Source organism: Agrobacterium sp. 10MFCol1.1 (assembly GCF_000381165.1).
GTDB lineage: Bacteria > Pseudomonadota > Alphaproteobacteria > Rhizobiales > Rhizobiaceae > Agrobacterium > Agrobacterium tumefaciens.
The window spans coordinates 768867-789294 of sequence record NZ_KB906072.1 but is presented as its reverse complement, the minus strand read 5'-3'; the positions used below and the strand labels follow the sequence as shown (position 1 = coordinate 789294).

Below are 20428 nucleotides of genomic sequence, written 5' to 3'. Positions count from 1 at the left end.
ATGATGGAAACAAAGACCCAGCCGCTTCTCTCCGTCCGTGATCTCTCCGTTGCCTTTCATCAGGGTGGAGCGACCAGCATCGCCGTAGATCATGTCTCCTTCGACCTGATGCCGGGCGAAGTTGTCGCCCTAGTCGGGGAATCCGGCTCCGGAAAATCGGTCACGGCGAACTCCATTCTCAAATTGCTGCCCTATCCGGCGGCGAGCCATCCTTCGGGCAAAATCCTGTTCGACGGCAAGGATATGCTGACCCTGCCGGAACGCGCGTTGCGCGCTGTTCGCGGCAACGACATCACCATGATTTTCCAGGAGCCGATGACCTCGCTCAACCCGCTCCACACCATCGAGCGGCAGATCGGCGAGATTCTGGAGCTGCATCAGGCAATCACCGGCGCTGAAGCGCGGGCGCGCACGCTGGAACTGTTATTGCAGGTGGGCATCCGCGAGCCGGAAAAGCGCCTGAAGGCCTATCCGCATGAATTGTCCGGCGGCCAGCGGCAGCGCGTGATGATCGCCATGGCGCTTGCCAACCGGCCGAAACTGCTGATCGCAGATGAACCCACGACCGCACTCGATGTAACCGTTCAGGCGCAGATCCTTGAACTGCTGAGCGACCTCAAAAACCGGCACGGCATGTCCATGCTGTTCATCACCCACGATCTCGGCATTGTCCGTAAGTTTGCCGATCGTGTCTGCGTGATGACCAAGGGAAAGATCGTCGAGACCGGCACGGTGGAGCAGGTGTTTACCGATCCGCAGCATGCCTATACCCGCCATCTTCTGGCTGCCGAACCCAAGGGCGAACCGCCGCTTTCCGATGCCAGCAAACCTGTCGTCATGCAGGGCGACGACATAAAAGTCTGGTTCCCGATCAAGGCGGGGCTGATGCGCAAGGTGGTCGACCACGTGAAGGCGGTTGACGGTATCGATATTACCCTGCGCGCAGGACAGACCGTTGGCGTCGTGGGCGAATCCGGCTCCGGCAAAACGACACTCGGTCTCGCCCTATCGCGTCTTATAGCGTCTGAGGGGCGTATCAGTTTCATCGGTCAGTCGATCGACAGCTATTCCTATGAAATGATGAAGCCGCTCAGAAATCGGCTTCAGGTGGTGTTTCAGGATCCTTACGGTTCGCTCAGCCCACGCATGTCGGTGGGCGAAATCGTTGCCGAGGGTCTGAAGGTGCACGAGCGGCAACTTTCCGCCGATGAGCGGGATACCCGTGTCGCCCAGGCGCTGGAAGAAGTCGGGCTCGACCCGGCGACGCGCTGGCGCTATCCGCATGAATTTTCCGGTGGCCAGCGTCAGCGTATCGCCATTGCCCGCGCCATGGTGTTGAAACCTCGCTTCGTCATGTTGGACGAGCCCACATCGGCGCTCGACATGAGCGTGCAGGCACAGGTGGTCGATCTCTTGCGCGATCTTCAGGCCCGCCACGAACTCGCCTATCTCTTCATCAGTCATGACCTGAAGGTAGTTAAAGCGCTTGCCAACGACGTAATCGTCATGCGCAACGGCAAGGTGGTGGAGAGCGGCCCGGCAGCGGAGATATTCGCCGATCCGCAACAGGAATACACCAAGGCCCTGCTGGCTGCTGCTTTCAATATCGAGGCAGTCGAAACTAAAGCGGTGAGCCAGTAGCAGGCGCATTGCTGTTTCTATTAAGACGATGATTTTTCTGTTGCTTTGCGCAAAATGCCGACCCATGTTGCGGGGACGAGATACGCAAACGGATTGAATGCCATGGCAGCGGATGTGATCGTTTTGGGGGCGGGGATCATCGGGGTCTCCGTCGCTTTGCAACTGGCCCGCAGGGGCAAATCGGTGGTGCTGGTGGACCGGCGGGGACCGGGTGAGGAAACCTCCTTCGGCAATGCCGGACTGATCCAGAGAGAGGGTGTCGTTCCCTACGCCTTCCCGCAGGAAGTTAGCCGGCTTCTCCGCTATTCCCTGAACAACAGCATCGATGCCCGTTATCATCTCTCTGCCCTGCCGAAGATCGCGCCTTTTCTTGGCCGCTACTGGTATAATTCCGCAGCCACGCGCCACGCAGCAATTGCCCGCGCCTACGCGCCGCTGATTGAGCACTCGGTCTCCGAACACAGCATCCTGATCGATGAAGCCAAGGCCGGCGATCTAATCGTGAAAAACGGTTGGATGGAGGCCTACAGGACCGCCGAAAGGCGGGATGCAGACTTTGCTTTCGCCGAACGTCTGGCGCGCGACCACGGCATCTCCCACACGAAACTCGATGGGGCGGAACTCGCCGCGGCGGAGCCGCATCTCAGCCGGGATTTCGTCGGCGGTTTGAAATGGAATGATCCATGGTCGGTGCGCGATCCACATGCGCTGACGCTCGCCTATGTCAGACTGTTCGAGAGCCTTGGCGGAACCTTTGTCCGGGGTGATGCATCCACGCTCAGCCAGACGACAAGTGGTTGGACGGTACGCACCGAAACCGGGGCGATGGAGGCTGAACATGCCGTTGTCGCACTAGGCCCCTGGGCGGATACGGTGACGGAACGGCTCGGTTACCGCTTTCCGCTCGGCGTGAAACGCGGCTATCACATGCACTATGCGCCGCAGGAGGGCACCAAGCTCAACAACTGGTTGATCGACGCCGAGCGCGGTTATTTCCTCGCGCCAATGCGCAAAGGCATCCGCCTGACGACCGGCGCGGAATTTGCCGAACGTGATGCGCCGAAATCTCCCGTGCAGATCGAGCGGGCGGAACGGGTCGCCCGCACCGTCTTTCCTCTGGGCGGCAGGCTGGATGCGGAACCCTGGATGGGCGCGCGTCCCTGCACACCGGATATGATGCCGATCATCGGCAAGGCGCCGCGCCACAGGACATTGTGGTTCTCGTTCGGTCACGCCCATCACGGCCTGACACTCGGGCCCATCACTGGCCGTGTGCTGGCGGAAACCATGCTGGGAGAAACGCCGGTCATCGCCATCGATGCCTATCGACCCGAAAGGTTCAATCCCTAGATCCTGATGAACTGAAGTCATCTCTGGCGAAAACCGTGTACACTTTTCGCCATCCCGCTCTGATGGTCGAATCCGCTGGCCTTCCCGCGGCGAGCCACGTAACATGGGTTTATAAAAAGGGAAAAGGGGCAAGCGTCATCATGACGGCGAGGTTTCTCATCTATCAACAGCAGGACGATTTTCGTTAGCGAAGCGCTTCTGCGCGCGAAACAGAAGAGAAACGGCCTGCTGGTGCATGATGGATGATATTGAAAAAGCAAAGAAATTTTTCGACGATAACCCCGATATCGAAATTCTCGAAGCCTTCGTCATAGATGCGAACGGCGTGCCGCGCGGCAAATGGATTCCGCGCGAAAGGGCGATCGATGTCCTTGAAAAGGGAATGGCGATCCCACGCTCGGTCTATGCGCTGGATATTTGGGGCCGCGATGTGCATGCCGCAGGCCTCGCCGAAGGGACGGGCGATCCGGACGGGTTCTGCTTTCCTGTTCCCGGCACGCTGTCTCGGGTGACATGGCTCGGCCGGCCGACCGCGCAAGTCCTGCTCGCGATGAAAAATCCTGATGGAACCGGGTTTTATGGCGATCCGCGCAATGTTCTGGCAAGGGTGCTGGAAGCCTACAAAAAGGCCGGCCTCACGCCGGTCGTGGCGACCGAACTTGAATTTTACCTGATCGATCCGGTTCGCTCTGCGCTCGATCCGGTGCGTCCGCCGCACAGCCGCGAAGGCCGGTGGCACACGGGCCAGACACAGGTTCTGTCGATTTCCGAATTGCAGGATTTCGAGGATGTCTTCCATGATATCGCAACCGCATGCAGGGCGCAGGGTGTTCTTGCCGACACGACGCTGCGGGAAAACGGCCCCGGCCAATATGAAATCAACCTCAATCATGTGCCGGACGCGTTGCGGGCCGCCGATTTCGCTGTTTTCCTGAAACGTATCGTCAAGGGTGTGGCGCGGCGGCACGATCTCGACGCCACCTTCATGGCGAAGCCGTACGGGTTACAGGCCGGCAATGGCATGCATGTGCATTTTTCTGTTCTCGATAGTGACGGCAGGAATATCTACGCCGGCGAAAATGGCCCATCGGACGCGCTGATGCATTCCGTCGGCGGCCTTCTGGAAAACATGGGGGAGAGCATGGCGATCTTCGCTCCCCATGCCAATTCCTATCGCCGCCTGACGCCCAGCGAACATGCGCCCACCTATGCCTCCTGGGGCATAGACAACCGCTCGGCGGCGGTGCGCGTTATCACTGCCAGCAAGGCCGCAACCCGCATCGAACATCGTGTCGCCGGTGCCGATACCAATCCCTATCTTGTTGTGGCGATGATCCTGAGTGCTGCCCTTGCCGGCATGAAGGAAAAACGCCAGCCGGGCGGCGCGATTTCCGGCGACAGCCACGCCATCAATCACGAACCTTTGCCCACCAACTGGGATTATGCATTGCAGCGTTTCACGCGTTCGAGTTTCGCCTATGCGACGCTTGGCCAGCGTTACCGCACGCTGTTTTCTGCCTGCAAACAGCAGGAACTTTCCGAATTTTCCCTGCGTGTAACCGACGTCGAATATGACGCCTATATCAGGACGGTGTGAGATGGCTGAGGTGACGACTATTCCCAATCCCGGCCACACATCCTCCTGGTATGCGGCCTCCGCCAATGTCAAATCCGTGCGGCCAACGCTTGAAGGCGCAATGGAAGCGGATGTCTGCGTCATCGGTGGCGGGTTTACCGGGATTTCCGCGGCACTCGAACTTTCCGAACGCGGCTATTCCGTTATCGTGCTGGAAGGCGTGCGGGTCGGCTTCGGCGCGTCGGGGCGCAATGGCGGCCAGATCGTCAATGGCTATAGCCGCGACCTCGAAACAATCGCCAGCCGTTACGGCCACGACAAGGCGGTGAAACTCGGCGAAATGTCGCTGGAAGGCGGGGAGATCATCCGCAGCCGCATTTCGAAATACGCTATCGATTGCGATCTCGTCGATGGCGGTTTCTTTGCGGCCTTCACGACGAAACAGATTCGCGAGATGGAGGCCCACAAGGCCCATTGGGAAAAACACGGCCATGGCGGGCTTGAGATGGTCTCCAAAGCCGATGTCGGAAAATACGTGCGGACCGATCGTTATGCCGGCGGCATGATCGACCGTTTCGGCGGCCACATCCATCCGCTCAATCTGGTGCAGGGGGAAGCAGCGGCGGCCGAAAGTCTCGGTGCGCGCATATTCGAAAATTCGAGGGTCATTTCGCTGGAGCAGGGCGTAAACCCTGTCGTCCGCACGGCGACGGGCAGCGTGAAGGCGAAATATGTTCTCGTCTGCGGCAATGCCTATCTCGGCAAGCTGCTGCCGGAAATCGGCGACCGGATGATGCCGGTCTCAAGCCAGGTCATGGCGACAGAGCCGCTTGATGCCGATCTGATCGAGGAACTCTTGCCAGCCAATTATTGCGTCGAGGATGCCAATTATATTCTCGATTATTATCGCCGCACCTCCGACAACCGCCTGCTTTATGGCGGTGGTATCGGTTATGGCGGCAGCGATCCGGCGGATCTGACCGGGGTGATCCGTCCGAATATGCTGAAGACTTTCCCGCAACTGGAAAAGACGAAGATCGATTTTGCCTGGAGCGGCAATTTCGCGCTGACGCTGACGCGCATCCCGCATATGGGCAAACTGTCGGACAATGTCTATTTTTCGCATGGCGACAGCGGCCACGGTGTCACCACCACGCATCTGCTCGGAAAGATATTGGGCGAGGCCGTTGCAGGCCACGCCGAGCGTTTCGATGTCTGGAGTTCCCTGCCGAATTATCCGTTCCCAGGCGGTAAGACGTTCCGCGTGCCGCTGACCGTGCTTGGTGCATGGTGGTACGGCCTGCGCGACAGGCTCGGATTTTAAAAAATCACCGCTTTCAGGCCCGAAAGTGCGTTTGCGGTAATTTCCTCCGGCGTGGCGTCAATGCTGACGGTTACGACGCCGGGTTCGCCCGTCGGCACTTCCAGCGTGGCAAGCTGGGTCTGGAGCAGCGAGAGCGGCATGAAGTGCCCCTTGCGTTCGCCCATACGCCTGCTGAGAAGTTCCAGGCTGCCGTCCAGATAAACGAAAGCGAGCGGGCCACCGGTAGCCTCGCGAAGGCGGTCGCGATAGATTTTCTTCAGCGCCGAGCAGGAAACGACGACACCGTTATTTTCGTTTCCCTTGCGCAGTTCTGCGCCAATCAGATCGAGCCAGGGCCAGCGATCTTCGTCGGTCAGCGGAATGCCCTCTGACATTTTGTCGACATTGGATTTCGGGTGAAGCTTGTCGCCCTCAATAAAGGCAATGCCCAGTTTTTCCGCCAGTTCCTCTGCGACCGTGGACTTGCCAGAGCCGCTCACTCCCATCACGACGATTGCCTTTGTCACCCGAACCTCGAATGTTTCTGTTTCGACGGTCAGCCCCTAACATGCGCGGCGGATGTCGGGAACATAAAAATGAGGAGCTTGCATTTGTCAGTGCCCGGTTTTGCGGGCCGCTGCCTTTTCCAGTGCAGAAAAGCTGGCGTGGATCAGGATTGCCAGCACAGCGACGATCAATCCGCCCTGAAGGATGAAGGCGAGATTGTTGGATTGCAGGCCGGCGATGATCACCTCTCCGAGCGTGCGGGCCGCGACCGTGGAACCGATGGTTGCTGTTGAAAGGCTGATCACCGCCGAAAGCCTGATGCCTGCGAGGATCGCCGGAAGGGCAAGTGGCAGCTCCACTTTGACAAGTCTTTGCCAGCCGGTCATGCCGGCGCCCTTCGCGGCATCCATGACGGTTGGCGGCAGCGTGGTCAGCCCTGTCAGCGTATTTTCGAAAACCGGTAGAAGCGCATAGAGAAACAGCGCAATGAGCGTCGGTTTCTCGCCAAAACCGATCATCGGCACGGCAAGCGCCAGCACCGCCACCGGCGGAAAGGTCTGGCCGATATTGACGATGCTGCGCGATAGCGGCAGAAAATCCGCGCCGAAAGGGCGGGTGACGAGAACCGCAAGGGCTCCCGCCACCAGCGTGGCCAGCCCCGTTGCGATTGCGACAATGGTCAGATGCGACAGTGTCAGAGAAAGCAGATTGGCCTGCGTGTAGATCGCAGGCGCATTGGTCTGCACAAGAGGGCGGAATATCGGTGCGAAAACCTGCGGCGCCGCGAGAAAGGCGATTAGCGCCAGCACCAGAAGCCCGGGGGCGAAAAACGAAGCGGCATTTTTCATGGGGTTCCGGCAGCCCGCTGGAGCAGAACATCGCGCCGCACGATACCTGCGGGTTTGCCATCGTCTTTCAGCACCGGCAAGGTATCGCAGCCCGCCCACAACATTGCAGACAGGGCGTCGCGCTGGCTGGTATGTTCATTCAATGGTTCGCCTTCAGCGCTTCCCGGCTCCACGACGTCTGCAACCGACAGGACGGATAACAGTTTCAGGGCGCGCTCGTTTTCGCCGATCATGGTGCGGACGAAATTCGTTGCCGGTTTCAGCACCAGCTCGGCCGGCGGGCAGTCCTGAACGATACGGCCCTTGTCCATGACGGCAATACGATCCGCCAGGTGAAAGGCCTCGTCCATATCATGCGTGACAAGAACGATGGTGACACCGAGCTTCTTCTGGATATCGAGAAGATCGTTCTGGGCCTTTGCGCGGATAACCGGGTCCAGTGCACCGAAAGGTTCGTCCATCAGAAGAATGTTCGGTTCTGCTGCAAGCGCGCGCGCCACGCCGACACGCTGTTGCTGGCCGCCTGAAAGCTCATGCGGAAAGCGGTTGGCATAAAGCGCCGGGTCCAGCTGGAAGAGCTGCATCAGCGCGTCTATTTTCGCATCGATTCGCTTGCGGTCCCAGCCGATGAGCTGCGGAACCGTCGCGATATTCTCCGCCACGGTGCGATGCGGAAACAACCCATGGCCCTGAATGGCATAGCCGATCTGACGGCGCAGCTTGTAGCCCGGCATGGTGCTCACATCGTCTCCGTCGATGCGGATAGTGCCGGAGGTCGGCTCCACCAGCCGGTTTATCATGCGCAGCAGCGTGGTTTTTCCCGACCCGGAAGTGCCGACGATGACGGTGACGGTGCGCGGCGCCACAGTCAGGGAGACCTGGTCGACCACGACCGTATCGCCATATCGTTTCGTGATGGTGTCGATCTCGATCATGCCTTTTGCCTTCCGCCTGCGCTGAAGAGATTGCTGTCGATAAGGGCGTCGAGCGTAATCGCGGCGGCGAAGCCGAGCAGAACGGTCGGCACGGTGCCGAGCAGTACGAGGTCCATCGCGGTCTGCCCTATGCCCTGAAACACGAAAACGCCAAATCCACCGCCGCCGATCAGCGCTGCGATGGTCGCAAGACCGATATTCTGCACCAGCACGATACGGATGCCGGTGAGGATGACGGGCATGGCGAGTGGAAACTCCACCCGCAGCAGCCTTTGCAGAGGCGTCATGCCAAGCCCGCGCGCGGCTTCCCGCACTGCCTGCGAAACGCCGGACAGGCCGACCACCGTATTGGAGACAACGGGCAGCAGCGAATAGAGAAATAGCGCCACGAAGGCCGGCGCCATGCCGATGCCGGCGATGCCGATCTTCGCCGCACCCGGCACATTGGCTGCCATCCATCCGAGTGGCGCGATCAAAAGGCCGAAAAGCGCGATGGAGGGAATGGTCTGGACGATATTGAGAGCGTTCAGTAGACCGGAGCGCAAACGCTCGACCTTGTAACAGAGAATGCCGAGCGGGATACCGGCGAGGGTGGCTGCAACCAGCGACCCGATGGCAAGTTCCACATGCCGCAGTGCTTCGGTCCAGAAGATATCTGCCCGGCCGGTATATTCCTTGATGATGGAGAGATCGTCCCAGAGGCCGCTTGTCAGTACCGCCGCAAGCGTCCCGGTTGCCACCAGCAACAGCAAAATCCGCAAAGTGGGTTTCGGCTGGAGACGTGCAATGCAATCGGCGGCGAGCAATGCAAGCCCTGCAAACATCAACCAGAAACCGCTGGCGGGCGATACGCGGGCAAAACTGTTGCCCTCAGGTGTCAGCGCAGACGCCGCCTGCCCGACGAAGATCGCCAGTGCCGCGAGACCGACCAGCGCAGCGGCGAGTTTCAGGCGCGGCGGAAACCGGAAAAAGGCGATGAAGGCGGCGACAACAATGATGGCGACGAGGAGGGAAGCAGCAGCAACCGGAAGCGCTTCGAAGATCGTTCGCGTTTCACCCTGAATGATCCGGTTAGCTCGGAATGTCATGAAGGGGGACACTGCAAGCGCGTAGAGAAGCAGGCACGAAATCAGTACGCCTACCTTGTCAGGCCATTTCGTCAAATTCCGCTCCCCCGGATCATAGGTTCGGACGGGATGGTGAACCTCACATGGTTTCCGATATCCCGCCCCAACGGTTCTCTGGCAATTACTTGAGGAAACCGTTCTTCGTCAGGAAGTCGGTCGCAACTGCCTTGGCCTGTTCGCCTCCCACCTGCACGCGGGCGTTCAGCTCCTGCAAGGTTGCCAGATCCAGCTTTTCGAAAACGGGTTTCAGCAATGTCTCGATATTGGGGTTCTTTTTCAGAACTTCCTCGCGAATGATCGGCGCAGGCTGGTAGACGGGCTGCACATGCTTGTCGTCCTCAAGCACGACAAGACCGGACGGCGCTATGCCACCATCGGTGCCATAGACCATGGCAGCATTGGCATTGTTCGTCTGGTTTGCGGCGGCAGCGATAGTGGCAGCCGTGTCGCCACCGGAAAGCGTGATCAGCTGATCCGGCTTCATGGTAAAGCCGTAGGTGGTCTGAAATGCCGGCAGGGCGGCTGCGGAATTGACGAATTCCGAGGAGGCGGCAAGAACCACCTCACCGCCACCGGCAATGTATTTGCCGAAATCCGAAAGCGTCTTCAGATTGTTCTTGTCGGCAACATCCTTGCGCAGCGCAATCGCCCAGGTGTTGTTTGCGGGCGATGGTGTCAGCCAGACGATCTTGTTGGCGTCATAGTCGAGTGTCTTGGCTTCCTGGTAAGCCTTGGCGGCATCTTTCCAGAGCGGGTCGTCCGCCTTGGAGAAGAAGAAGGCGGCGTTGCCTGTGTATTCCGGATAAATGTCGATCTCGCCAGCCGTGATCGCTTTTCTGACGACCGGGGTAGCGCCGAGCTGGATGCGATCCGTCGTCTCAATATTGTTCTTGTTCAGCACGGCGAGGATGATGTTGCCGAGAACGCCACCCTCCGTGTCGATCTTAGACGACACCACCACCTGCGCCTGAGCGAAGGAAACAGAAAGGGCGAGCGCAAATCCGGCGCCTGTCAACATCATCAAGCGGTTCATGAATAGTCCTCCGGTGGGTCAGCCTGTCGAACACGCGAAAAATCGCCGCCGCAATTGCGGAGAAACATGAACGGCCAGAGGAACAAATGGTTGCAACGCCATTGGCGTTTTTTACCTGAATGGCGAGGGCGCTGGCCCAGCTTAGATTTCGCCGTCCCGCTTGCGTGCATCCTTGCCCATGACGAGCGGCATGAGAACCGACAGGAACAGAAGTCTGAGAACGTGATGTGACCCGACATAGGCGGTATCGGCATGCATCATCACGGCCATCGCCGCCATGGTTTCAAGCCCGCCCGGCGAATAGGCGATCATCACCGCATTGAGCGGAACGCCTGTAATGTTGGAAATCATCCAGGCGATACTTCCGGCGATCACCATCACGGCGATGGTGACGACGAAACCTGCCAGAAAGCCTTTTCGCACATCCATCAGCGACACATTCGAAAAGCGCGTGCCGATGAGACAGCCGATCAGCACATAGACCGGCAGGCTGAGCCAGCTCGGAACGCCGCCCTCGGTAAGGCCGGTAATATGGGTGCCGATGGAAACCGCGACGCCGCCCAGCAGCAGGGCTGCGGGAAATCTCCAGCGAAGGAACAGCCATCCCATCGCAAGCGACGCGCCAATGGTCAGGGCCAGTGTGAACAGGCCCATCGGTGGATTGGCGATGAGCGGTTCCGTGCTGACGAGATCGAAATATTCAACAATCAGCGGCACGGAAAGCGTCAGCGCCAGCACCCGCACGCTTTGCACGATGCTGACGGTCGCAAGGTCGCTTTTCGTCTCGGCGCCGAGGCTGATGATATAGCTGAGGTGCCCGGGCGAAGCGCCCAGCATTGCCGTCGTCCTGTCGTATCCGAAGCCGTAATGCAGGATCCAATAGGCGACATACAGCATGATGACGACAGCAACGAGCACGATGACGAAGCTCAGCGGCCATGTCTTCGCGGCATCGATCACCGACGGCGTTACGCTCGTTCCCATCGAAATGCCGACCACAACGAAACAGGCATTGCGGATGAAGGCGGGAATCCCAAGCTTCACGCCCGCCAGTCCCGTAATCGTCACGGCGAGCGCCGGACCGGACAGAAACGGCGCTGGAACGTTAAGGAGACTGGCAAGCAGCGCACCCATGCTGCCGACGAGCGCGGTAAGTGCAAATGTATGGAATTCAGGCTTGATGATCATTGCGACGCTGGCTGATTGCTTCAAAAAAGCTCGCGACCAAATGCGCCGCTTCGTCTCCTGGCGTCAACACGCTCGACCAAAAATATTGCATTTCCGAAGTATTCTATAAAAGAAAAGCCGGTGACCGGCGGACACGGGCTAGCGCAATTGTTGCTTGGGCAATGGGATGATCAGGCGGCCGGCAAGGCGGCGATCTTCGGCATTTCCGTGTCGATGCCGAGCAGGAAGTTGATCTGCGGCCGCGCCTTGACGAGATCGTCGATGGAATATTCCGCCAGCACATCGAAGAAGGCATTGAGCGCCTTGCGAAGCGCCGAGTTGAGGCCGCAGCTATCTACAAGCGGACATTCGACAGCACCGTCCTCGAAACATTCCGCCATGGCAAAACTGTCTTCGGTCACCTTCACCACGTCAAACAGGCTGATTTTCTCAGCGGGTTTGCCAAGACGCACGCCGCCGTTACGGCCGCGCACGGTTTCCACCAGACCGGCCTTGTTGAGCGGCTGCAGAATTTTGAAAAGGAACAGCTCAGATACGCCATAAGCCCTGGCGATCTCCGGAATGCGGCTCAACTTGCCTTCATTTGCGGCGCAATACATCAACATGCGAACGGCATAGTTGGTCTGTTTGGTCAAACGCATGCTGGTCTCCTAACTCTCAATGTGGAGTTATATAGTCTCTTTTTCAGTTTAGAACAATTCCAGAAACTGAAAAAACTGGCAGCCATCCGATATTTCTCGGACAGCGTTGTTGACCGCTTTGATGATTCATGAACAAACAAGTCAAGAATCTGAATGTAATGGAGGCATTCTTAATGGCAAGCTTGAAATCGTGTTTTTCCGCTGCCGTTTTTTCGGGTCTGACGATCCTTTGGGCCGCGCCCGCTGCTTTTGCGGACGGCGAGGTGAACGTCTATTCCTACCGGCAGCCCGAGTTGATCCAGCCGCTGCTCGATGCCTTTACGAAAGAAACGGGCATAGAGGCCAACGTTCTCTTCCTCGACAAGGGTCTGGTGGAGCGCATTCAGGCAGAAGGCGTCAATTCGCCGGCCGACGTGCTGTTGACGGTCGATATCGCCCGGCTTGTCGAGGCAAAAGAAGGCGGTGTCACACAGCCGGTGCTGAACGATCCCGTCATTGAAAAGGATATCCCGGCCAATCTGCGCGATCCGCAAGGCGAATGGTTCGGCCTGACGACGCGTGGCCGCGTGGTATATGCCTCGAAGGAGCGGGTCACCCAGAAAGACATCACCTATGAAGAGCTTGCCGATCCGAAATGGAAGGGCAAGATCTGCATTCGCGACGGCCAGCATTCCTACAATATCGCGCTGATCGCCTCGATGATCGCCCATCATGGCGTCGATTATACCCGGACATGGCTGACCGGCCTTAAGAACAATCTTGCCCGCAAGCCTGATGGAACAGACCGCAGCCAGGCCAAATCGATCTTTTCCGGCGAATGCGATATCGCGCTCGGCAATACCTATTATGTCGGCCTGATGCTGACCAACGACCGCGAGCCGGAGGAAAAGGTCTGGGCGGGATCGGTGCGGGTGATCTTTCCCAATGCGGGAGATCGCGGAACGCATGTGAATATTTCCGGCATGGCGCTGACCAAATACGCACCCAACAAGGACAATGCGCTGAAGCTGATGGAATTCTTGGCATCGCGCGAGGCGCAGGAAATCTATGCCAAGCAGGTCTTCGAATACCCGGTGCTGCCCGGCGCGGAGCCTTCCGATGTCGTGAAGGGCTTCGGCCCCATCAATCCGGACAAGCTGCCACTGACGGATATTGCCGCCCACCGCAAACAGGCATCCGAGCTGGTGGACGAAGTGGGTTTCAACGACGGCCCGACCAATTGACGCCGTTAACACGCCTGTGACCGGTTAGGATACCGGCGGGTCAATCGCCCGCCGGTTCATTGTTTAGAGACGCATTGCTTACTTCATCGTCGGCATGACGAATTCGGCACCCGATTTGATGCCGGACGGCCAGCGCGAGGTGATCGTCTTGGTCTTCGTCCAGAACTTGATCGAATCCGTTCCATGCTGGTTGAGATCGCCGAAGCTTGAGGCCTTCCAGCCGCCGAAGGAGTGGTAGGCGAGCGGAACAGGGATCGGAACGTTGATGCCGATCATGCCGATATTGATGCGGCTGGCGAAGTCACGCGCAGCATCGCCGTCACGGGTGTAGATCGCAACACCGTTGCCATATTCATGCTTCATCGGCAGTTCCAGCGCGTCTTCGTAGTTCTTGGCGCGAACGACGGAGAGAACAGGTCCGAAGATTTCCGTCTTGTAGATGTCCATGTCAGGGGTGACGTGGTCGAACAGGCAGCCACCGACGAAATAGCCGTCTTCATAACCCTGGAGCTTGAAGTCGCGGCCATCGACTAGCAGTTTCGCGCCCTGCTCGACACCGCTGTCGATCAGACCCTTGACGCGCGTCTGGGCTTCCTTGGTAACGAGCGGGCCCATATCGGCCTTGTCGTCGGTGTAGGGGCCGATCTTCAGTGCTTCGATCTGCGGGATGAGCTTTTCAACGAGACGGTTGGCCGTTTCTTCGCCAACCGGAACCGCAACCGACACAGCCATGCAGCGTTCGCCGGCCGAACCGTAACCGGCGCCCATCAGGGCGTTCACGGCCTGATCGAGATCGGCATCAGGCATGATGATCATGTGGTTCTTCGCGCCGCCGAAGCACTGTGCGCGCTTGCCGTTCATGGCGGCAGTACCGTAGACGTAGCGGGCAATCGGCGTGGAACCGACGAAGGAAACCGCGCCAATATCCGGATCGGTCAGGATGGCGTCGACAGCGCCCTTGTCACCATTGACGACGTTGAGGATGCCGGCCGGAAGACCTGCCTCGATCATCAGTTCGGCAAGGCGGATCGGCAGGGACGGATCGCGCTCGGAAGGCTTGAGGATAAAGGCGTTGCCGCAGGCGATTGCCGGCGCAAACATCCACATTGGGATCATGCCGGGGAAGTTGAACGGCGTGATGCCCGCACCGATGCCGACCGGCTGGCGGATCGAATACATGTCAATCGCGGGACCTGCGCCCTCGGTGAACTCACCCTTCTGCAGATGCGGAATGCCGCAGACGAATTCGCAGACTTCGAGGCCGCGCACGATATCGCCCTTGGAATCTTCGACGGTCTTTCCGTGCTCGCTGGAGAGCAGCACCGCCAGCTCATTCATGTCGCGGTTAAGAAGTTCGACGAACTTGAAGAAAACGCGGGCGCGGCGCTGCGGGTTGGTGGCGGCCCACTTCGGCTGTGCCGCTTTTGCGCTTTCCACGGCAGCGCGCAGCTCGGCGTCGCTGGCAAGCGCGACAGTCGCCTGCACTTCGCCGGTTGCCGGGTTGTAGACGTTAGATGTGCGGCCACTTGTGCCAGACACATGCTTGCCGTTGATGAAGTGACCGATTTCCCTCATGGGGCTTTCCTCCGCGATTTTTTGATGGGTGTAGCATTGCACTTGAATTTGTACAAATCAATGAACTCAGATAAGAAACCGTTGTGCGTAAATTGAAGCAAGGCGAGTATTTTGAGGGTGGCGGCGGATTTCCGACACCCACACGTTCGCCGGTCAACAGAAGGTCAGAAGCTTGATGAGCGATGAACCGGTCGTGCGGATGGCTGAAATCGAAATCGATCCAACCCAGCTGGATGCCTACCGCAGACTGCTTGCAGAAGAGATCGAAGCTTCGGTCAGCCTGGAAATTGGTGTGCTTGCATTAAATGCGGTGGCAATTAAAGGCAGCCCGGAAAAGATTCGCATCCTCGAAGTCTACGCGGACCGGGCGGCATATGAAGCGCATCTGCAAACGCCGCATTTTCTGAAATACAAAGAGGGTGTGGCAGGAATGGTGACGTCGCTGACCTTGCTTGACGTCGAACCCATAATGCTGCGCAGCAAACCATGAATTGGGATGACGTCCGCATCTTCCTCGCCGTTGCCCGCTCCGGGCAGATCCTTGCCGCATCGAAACGGCTCGGCCTCAACCACGCAACGCTTTCGCGACGATTGACGTCGCTGGAGCAGGCACTGAAGACCCAATTATTCATCCGCCGGACGAACGGTTGCGAACTGACCGAAGAAGGTCAGCTGTTTTTGGGCGCCGCCGAGCGCATGGAAACCGAAATGCTGAATGCGCAGGCAAATCTCGGTCGTGTCGATACGGCAGTGGCGGGAACGGTGCGCATCGGCGCGCCCGATGGTCTCGGGGTTTCTTTTCTTGCGCCACGGCTTGGCCGGCTGACCGCGCGTTATCCCGACCTGAAAATCCAGCTCGTGCCGGTGCCGCGCTCCTTTTCCCTGTCGCAGCGAGAGGCCGATATCGCCATCACCATCGAGCGGCCGGAACAGGGTAGGCTGATGTTTTCCAAGCTCACCGACTATTCGCTGGGGCTCTACGCATCGAAGTCCTATCTCTCCGAATATGGAACGCCGGCGGATGTGGAAACACTCAAGCGCCATCGGCGCATCGGCTACGTCGAGGATCTGATCTTCTCGCCTTCTCTGAACTATACCGGCGAGATCATGCGCGACTGGGACGCCGCCTTTGAAATATCCAGCGCCACCGGTCAGACCGAGGCGGTGCGCTCGGGCGCCGGTATCGGCATCCTGCACAATTACATTGCCGGACAATATCCCGAACTTCTGCGGATCATGCCGCATATGAGCATAAGTCGGTCCTATTGGACGGCCTATCACGAATCCGCCCGTCAGTTGGTCCGCGTGCGCACGGTGGTCGATTTTCTCCAGGAACTCGTTGCCGAAGAGAAGCGCATGTTCGCGTGACATCGAAATTGCCGATTTATTAGTACTATTAATACGCGACTCCTCCCGCTTCGGGCTTGACAAACGAGGGCTGGCTGAACGACCAATGCAGCCATTGGGAGAGAACGGAACCTGACATGCCGAATATATTACGAAAGCTTTCGCCGACTGGCCTCGGCGTGGCCGTCATGCTGCTTGGAATGCTGCTTTTCGCGTTGAACGACGCTATGGGAAAATGGCTGGTTTCGACCTACAGCCAGGGGCAGGTGATCCTCATCCGCAGCGTCGCTGCCCTTGTCATTCTGGTTCCGATCGTGTGGAAAGGCGGTCTTTCCGGCCTCATGAAAATCGAGCGACCGTCTCTTCAGGTGGCGCGCGTATTCTTCTCCACCGCCGAGCTTTTCTGTTTCTATTTCGCAGTCGCTGCCCTGCCGCTGGCAGACGTGATGACCTACTGGCTCGCCGCCCCCATTTATGTGGCGGCTCTATCGCCGTTTCTCCTGGGAGAAAAGGTCGGCTGGCGTCGCTGGACGGCCATCGCCATTGGTTTCGTCGGTGTTCTCATTGCCTTGCAGCCAAGCTCGGCAAGCCTCACCTCGGCCGCACTGTTTTCCATTCTCGGCAGCGCCGCCTTCGCCTTCATGATGTTGTCCGGACGCCAGCTACGCAACACGCCTGACACGGTGCTCGCTTTCTGGCAGATCATCGGTGCGGGGCTTGCGGGCCTCGTTGCGGTGTTCGTCACGCCGTCTGGCTGGTTGCCGGTCCAGTCCGGTTTCGATCTCGCTTTCCTCGGCCTGCTCGGCGTGGTCGCCATGGCGGCGCATGTGCTGGTCAACCGCGCTCTGAAGCTCGCGGACGCCGCGACCGTCGCGCCGCTGCAATACACATTGCTGCTCTGGGCGGTGGTCTTTGGTTGGCTGTTCTTTGATGATGTGCCGCAGACCAGTATCGTCGTCGGTGCGGGCCTGATCGTTCTTTCCGGCCTTTATATTTTCTTCCGTGAAAATACGCTCAAACGCGGTCGCGAAAAGGTGGATATACTGGCTGCGGACTAGACATTTCCTCTGTTTACCCGTGATGTTGCCGCCGAAATCATCACGGGACTTGACGAAGAGGTGATCTTCGAGGAGTAAGAGAAGGTCCTGCGATCATATGTCTCGCAAGGGCAGAGGAAACAAAGGTGCCGGGCCCCTCTGGCGAGAGTTTTACGGCGCTCTCGTGATGTCGGTACCGCCTGCAAAAATTGGCCGGCGGATTAAAAACTATGAAAAACCTGAATGTGCTTCGCGCGCGTGCTTTCTGCGTGCGGCCCGACGTCCTGCGTCGTTCCGCAATCGCTCTCGTTACCGGAGGTAACCGGACATGAGCGCCGCCCAGAAAACCACACTTTCCTACTTCAAGTGGGCTTTTATCGTCACCATCGTCGGTCTGATCCTTGGCGGCTATCTCGGCTGGGAAATGACCGGAACTGTCAGTGGAACAGCGACGATCTTCTTCATTTGTGCGGTGCTTGCCGTGCTGGAAATTTCGCTTTCCTTCGACAACGCCATCGTCAACGCCAACAAGCTGAAAGAGATGACGCCAGTCTGGCAGCATCGCTTCCTGACCTGGGGTATTCTGATTGCCGTTTTCGGCATGCGTATCGTCTTCCCGCTGCTGATCGTGGTCGTTGCCGCCAATGTCGGCCCCTGGACGGCGCTCGTCATGGCGGCCACGCAGCCGGAACGTTATGCAGAAATCATGCGTGACGCCCATCTGCCAATCGCTGCTTTCGGCGGTACCTTCCTGATGATGGTCGGTCTCAACTTCTTCTTCGACCATGAAAAGGACGTGCACTGGGTGCGCTGGATCGAGGAAAAGGCTGCGGTCTATTCCTCCGTCAAGGGTATCGAGATCGCCTTCGTGCTGGTCGTCATGCTGGCCTTCTCTCGTATCATCGGCGCCAGCGACAATCCGGAGCTTGGTCCGGTTGCGGCCAACACCTTTTTCCATGCGGCAATCTGGGGTCTTTTGACCTTCCTGCTGGTGGAAGTCGTCGGCGGTATTCTCGATCGTAGCCAGGAAGTGCTCGAAGGCGCTGCAAAAGGCGGCTTCGGTGCGTTTCTCTATCTCGAAGTGCTCGATGCAAGCTTCTCCTTCGATGGCGTCATCGGTGCTTTTGCGCTGACGCAGAACCTGTTCATCATCGCCATCGGCCTCGGTATCGGCGCCATGTACGTGCGCTCGATGACGATCATGCTGGTGGAAAAGGGAACGCTCGCCGAATACCGCTATCTGGAACACGGCGCTTTCTACGCGATCCTCATCCTGTCCGTCATCATGTACGTGCAGACGATGTTCCACATTCCGGAGGTCATTACCGGCCTTGGTGGCGCGACCCTGATCGGCATTTCGCTCTGGTCGTCGATCCGACATAACCGGCGGCACAATGCAGATGCGACCGATGCCGCTCGCGGTGCGGAAATCTGACCCATCCCGATCCCAGCCTTCCGCTGTTACGGCGGAAGGCAGTTTTTAAGCACTGAATTGCTGATTGCCTGTTTTTGTTGCTGTTTCCGCCTTGCGGAAAATTTGAACATAACATCGGAATTATACCCCAAGCACCTGTTTTTGCTCGTATTTGTGCACTGCAGTAAAACTGGCACGCTTCCTGCATCTCATCTTGCAAGTCCAGAGGGGACATTAAAGGCCCGACAAACGGGTTTAAACAACACCGCCGCGCCGCGCGATCTTTTATGATCTGCGAAGGCGCGGCGGTTCTGTTTGTGCGGTATGCTTCTTGAGTTTTCCGCTCCGTTGAATGAAAACGGTGAGATAACGACTGGAAGGTTACCGGTTTGCCTGCAGAACTTTCGCCTACGGAGGCCTTGGGGCTTTGGCATCGCGTATCTGCTGCGCAGGTCACGGCCGATGCGCCGGATTTGACCTTGCGGCAGACTACAATCCTGCTGCAGATATACCTCGTGCCGCCGCCACATACAGTCCGGGGCCTCGCCGCCTTGCTGGGCGTGACCAAACCGGTCATCACCCGCGCACTCGACAGTCTGGGGGCGCTCGGGCTGGTTGACAGGGTGCGGGACGAACGGGACAAGCGCAATGTCGTGATAAAACGCACCGTGGCAGGTGCGCTCTATCTGGAAAAATTCGGCGATCTGATTATTGATCAGGCACGCAAGATCTAACCTCTGGATGTGAAACCATGATGCTCGACCGCCGCCTGAATGTCTTCCGCTCCGATCTGGCCGATGAGAAACTGCAAGGCGTGGTTCAGGCCGAGCGTTTCGTCAGCGGTTCGCCCGCCCAGATCGCGGTGCCGGTTATTGGCCTGCGGCCAACGCCTGACCTTGCCGCCGGCATCGATACGGAGCTGCTGTTTGGTGAAACCGTGCGCATTTTCGACCGGGCGAATGGCTGGGCCTGGGTGCAGGCGGATGCTGACGGTTATGCCGGTTACGTGCCGGAGACGGCAATCGGCGATGTCGTTGCCGTTACCCACCAGGTGGTTGCGCCACGCACCTTCCTCTATCCTTCCGCCGAATTGCGCAAACCGCCGGTCGCAGCCATTTCCATGGGCAGCATGGTCCGGATCGTTGGTGAGGCCGAGACACGCGGCACCCGCTATCTGCTGACCGAAAAAGGCGAAGGCATAATCGCTGCCCATTGCCGACCAGTCGATGCCGCTCTCGAAGAGGACTATGTTGCGGTGGCCTTGCGCTTTATCGAGACGCCTTATCTCTGGGGCGGCCGCTCCGGCTTTGGCATCGATTGCTCGGGCCTCGTGCAATTGTCCATGGCGATGACGGGCCGACGGGTTCTGCGCGATACCGACATGCAGGTGAAATCGCTCGGCGTGGAAATAGAACGCGATGAATTGCGCCGCGGCGATCTGGTTTTCTGGAAGGGCCATGTCGGCCTTATGGAAAACGAAGAGACGCTGCTGCATGCCAATGGCCACACGATGAATGTTGCACGCGAAAATCTCAATGAGGCCATCGAGCGCATCGGCTGGCTTTACGAAAAGCCGACGGCTTTCCGGCGTCTGGAAGGCTGAGGCGGCGGCTTCACGAAATTGTGCCTGCCTCGCCCTTTGTGCGACCACAGCCGAAAGCCTACATCGGTTGAGTGATGGTA

19 protein-coding genes are annotated in these 20428 nt (G+C 58.5%); 11 read left to right on the top strand and 8 right to left on the bottom strand.

What is annotated here, in order from left to right; translation table 11 throughout:
• From F617_RS0104120 to F617_RS0104100, 4 genes are all read left to right on the top strand, one after another.
• On the top strand, positions 1–1641 hold the full coding sequence (locus F617_RS0104120) for an ABC transporter ATP-binding protein (protein WP_034501848.1): 1641 nt from the start codon (positions 1–3) through the stop codon (positions 1639–1641).
• Positions 1642–1743: 102 nt separating this feature from the next.
• Positions 1744–2991, top strand: a complete 1248-nt coding sequence (locus tag F617_RS0104115; protein WP_019564510.1) for an FAD-binding oxidoreductase — start codon at positions 1744–1746, stop codon at positions 2989–2991.
• A gap of 235 nt (positions 2992–3226) precedes the next feature.
• Entirely contained in the window at positions 3227–4588 is a 1362-nt protein-coding gene (locus F617_RS0104105; RefSeq protein WP_003514517.1) for a glutamine synthetase family protein, read from the top strand.
• Between the two features lies 1 nt (position 4589).
• Positions 4590–5891 carry an FAD-binding oxidoreductase gene (locus tag F617_RS0104100; protein WP_019564508.1) on the top strand — a complete coding sequence of 434 codons (1302 nt, stop codon included), beginning with the start codon at positions 4590–4592 and terminating at the stop codon, positions 5889–5891.
• Here F617_RS0104100 and F617_RS0104095 read toward each other — a convergent pair.
• From F617_RS0104095 to rirA, 7 genes are all read right to left on the bottom strand, one after another.
• A complete protein-coding gene (locus tag F617_RS0104095; protein ID WP_003514519.1) occupies positions 5888–6376 on the bottom strand; it encodes a gluconokinase in 489 nt (162 codons plus the stop codon). The two genes, F617_RS0104100 and F617_RS0104095, sit on opposite strands and share 4 nt — an antisense overlap.
• 108 nt (positions 6377–6484) lie before the next feature.
• Complete coding sequence (locus tag F617_RS0104090; protein WP_019564507.1) at positions 6485–7225, bottom strand: ABC transporter permease; 741 nt, start codon at positions 7223–7225, stop codon at positions 6485–6487.
• A complete protein-coding gene (locus F617_RS0104085) occupies positions 7222–8160 on the bottom strand; it encodes an ABC transporter ATP-binding protein (protein ID WP_003514521.1) in 939 nt (312 codons plus the stop codon). Before F617_RS0104085 ends, F617_RS0104090 begins: the two co-directional genes overlap by 4 nt.
• Complete coding sequence (locus F617_RS0104080; protein ID WP_019564506.1) at positions 8157–9323, bottom strand: ABC transporter permease; 1167 nt, start codon at positions 9321–9323, stop codon at positions 8157–8159. Before F617_RS0104080 ends, F617_RS0104085 begins: the two co-directional genes overlap by 4 nt.
• An 85-nt stretch (positions 9324–9408) precedes the next feature.
• Entirely contained in the window at positions 9409–10320 is a 912-nt protein-coding gene (locus F617_RS0104075) for an ABC transporter substrate-binding protein (protein WP_013635286.1), read from the bottom strand.
• A 141-nt stretch (positions 10321–10461) separates the two neighbouring features.
• Positions 10462–11508, bottom strand: a complete 1047-nt coding sequence (locus tag F617_RS0104070) for an AbrB family transcriptional regulator (protein ID WP_003514529.1) — start codon at positions 11506–11508, stop codon at positions 10462–10464.
• A gap of 170 nt (positions 11509–11678) precedes the next feature.
• A complete protein-coding gene (rirA, locus tag F617_RS0104065; RefSeq protein WP_003514531.1) occupies positions 11679–12149 on the bottom strand; it encodes an iron-responsive transcriptional regulator RirA in 471 nt (156 codons plus the stop codon).
• A gap of 173 nt (positions 12150–12322) precedes the next feature.
• On the opposite strand from rirA, the gene F617_RS0104060 reads away from it, so the two are divergent.
• On the top strand, positions 12323–13372 hold the full coding sequence (locus F617_RS0104060; protein ID WP_019564505.1) for a Fe(3+) ABC transporter substrate-binding protein: 1050 nt from the start codon (positions 12323–12325) through the stop codon (positions 13370–13372).
• A gap of 78 nt (positions 13373–13450) precedes the next feature.
• Here F617_RS0104060 and F617_RS0104055 read toward each other — a convergent pair whose 3' ends face one another.
• Entirely contained in the window at positions 13451–14947 is a 1497-nt protein-coding gene (locus tag F617_RS0104055; RefSeq protein WP_003514535.1) for a CoA-acylating methylmalonate-semialdehyde dehydrogenase, read from the bottom strand.
• 175 nt (positions 14948–15122) lie between these two features.
• On the opposite strand from F617_RS0104055, the gene F617_RS0104050 reads away from it, so the two are divergent.
• The 6 genes from F617_RS0104050 to F617_RS0104025 all read left to right on the top strand — a co-directional run bounded on the left by F617_RS0104050 (position 15123) and on the right by F617_RS0104025 (position 20348).
• Positions 15123–15437, top strand: a complete 315-nt coding sequence (locus tag F617_RS0104050; protein WP_013635289.1) for a putative quinol monooxygenase — start codon at positions 15123–15125, stop codon at positions 15435–15437.
• Positions 15434–16315, top strand: a complete 882-nt coding sequence (locus F617_RS0104045; protein ID WP_003514539.1) for a LysR family transcriptional regulator — start codon at positions 15434–15436, stop codon at positions 16313–16315. Before F617_RS0104050 ends, F617_RS0104045 begins: the two co-directional genes overlap by 4 nt.
• A 116-nt stretch (positions 16316–16431) precedes the next feature.
• Complete coding sequence (locus F617_RS0104040) at positions 16432–17352, top strand: DMT family transporter (protein WP_019564504.1); 921 nt, start codon at positions 16432–16434, stop codon at positions 17350–17352.
• Positions 17353–17659: 307 nt separating this feature from the next.
• Complete coding sequence (locus F617_RS0104035; protein ID WP_003514542.1) at positions 17660–18766, top strand: DUF475 domain-containing protein; 1107 nt, start codon at positions 17660–17662, stop codon at positions 18764–18766.
• Positions 18767–19134: 368 nt separating this feature from the next.
• On the top strand, positions 19135–19479 hold the full coding sequence (locus tag F617_RS0104030) for a MarR family winged helix-turn-helix transcriptional regulator (protein ID WP_003514544.1): 345 nt from the start codon (positions 19135–19137) through the stop codon (positions 19477–19479).
• 17 nt (positions 19480–19496) lie between these two features.
• Positions 19497–20348 (top strand): C40 family peptidase, encoded by an 852-nt coding sequence (locus tag F617_RS0104025; protein WP_013635290.1) that lies wholly within the window; start codon positions 19497–19499, stop codon positions 20346–20348.
• Positions 20349–20428 lie beyond the last annotated feature (80 nt).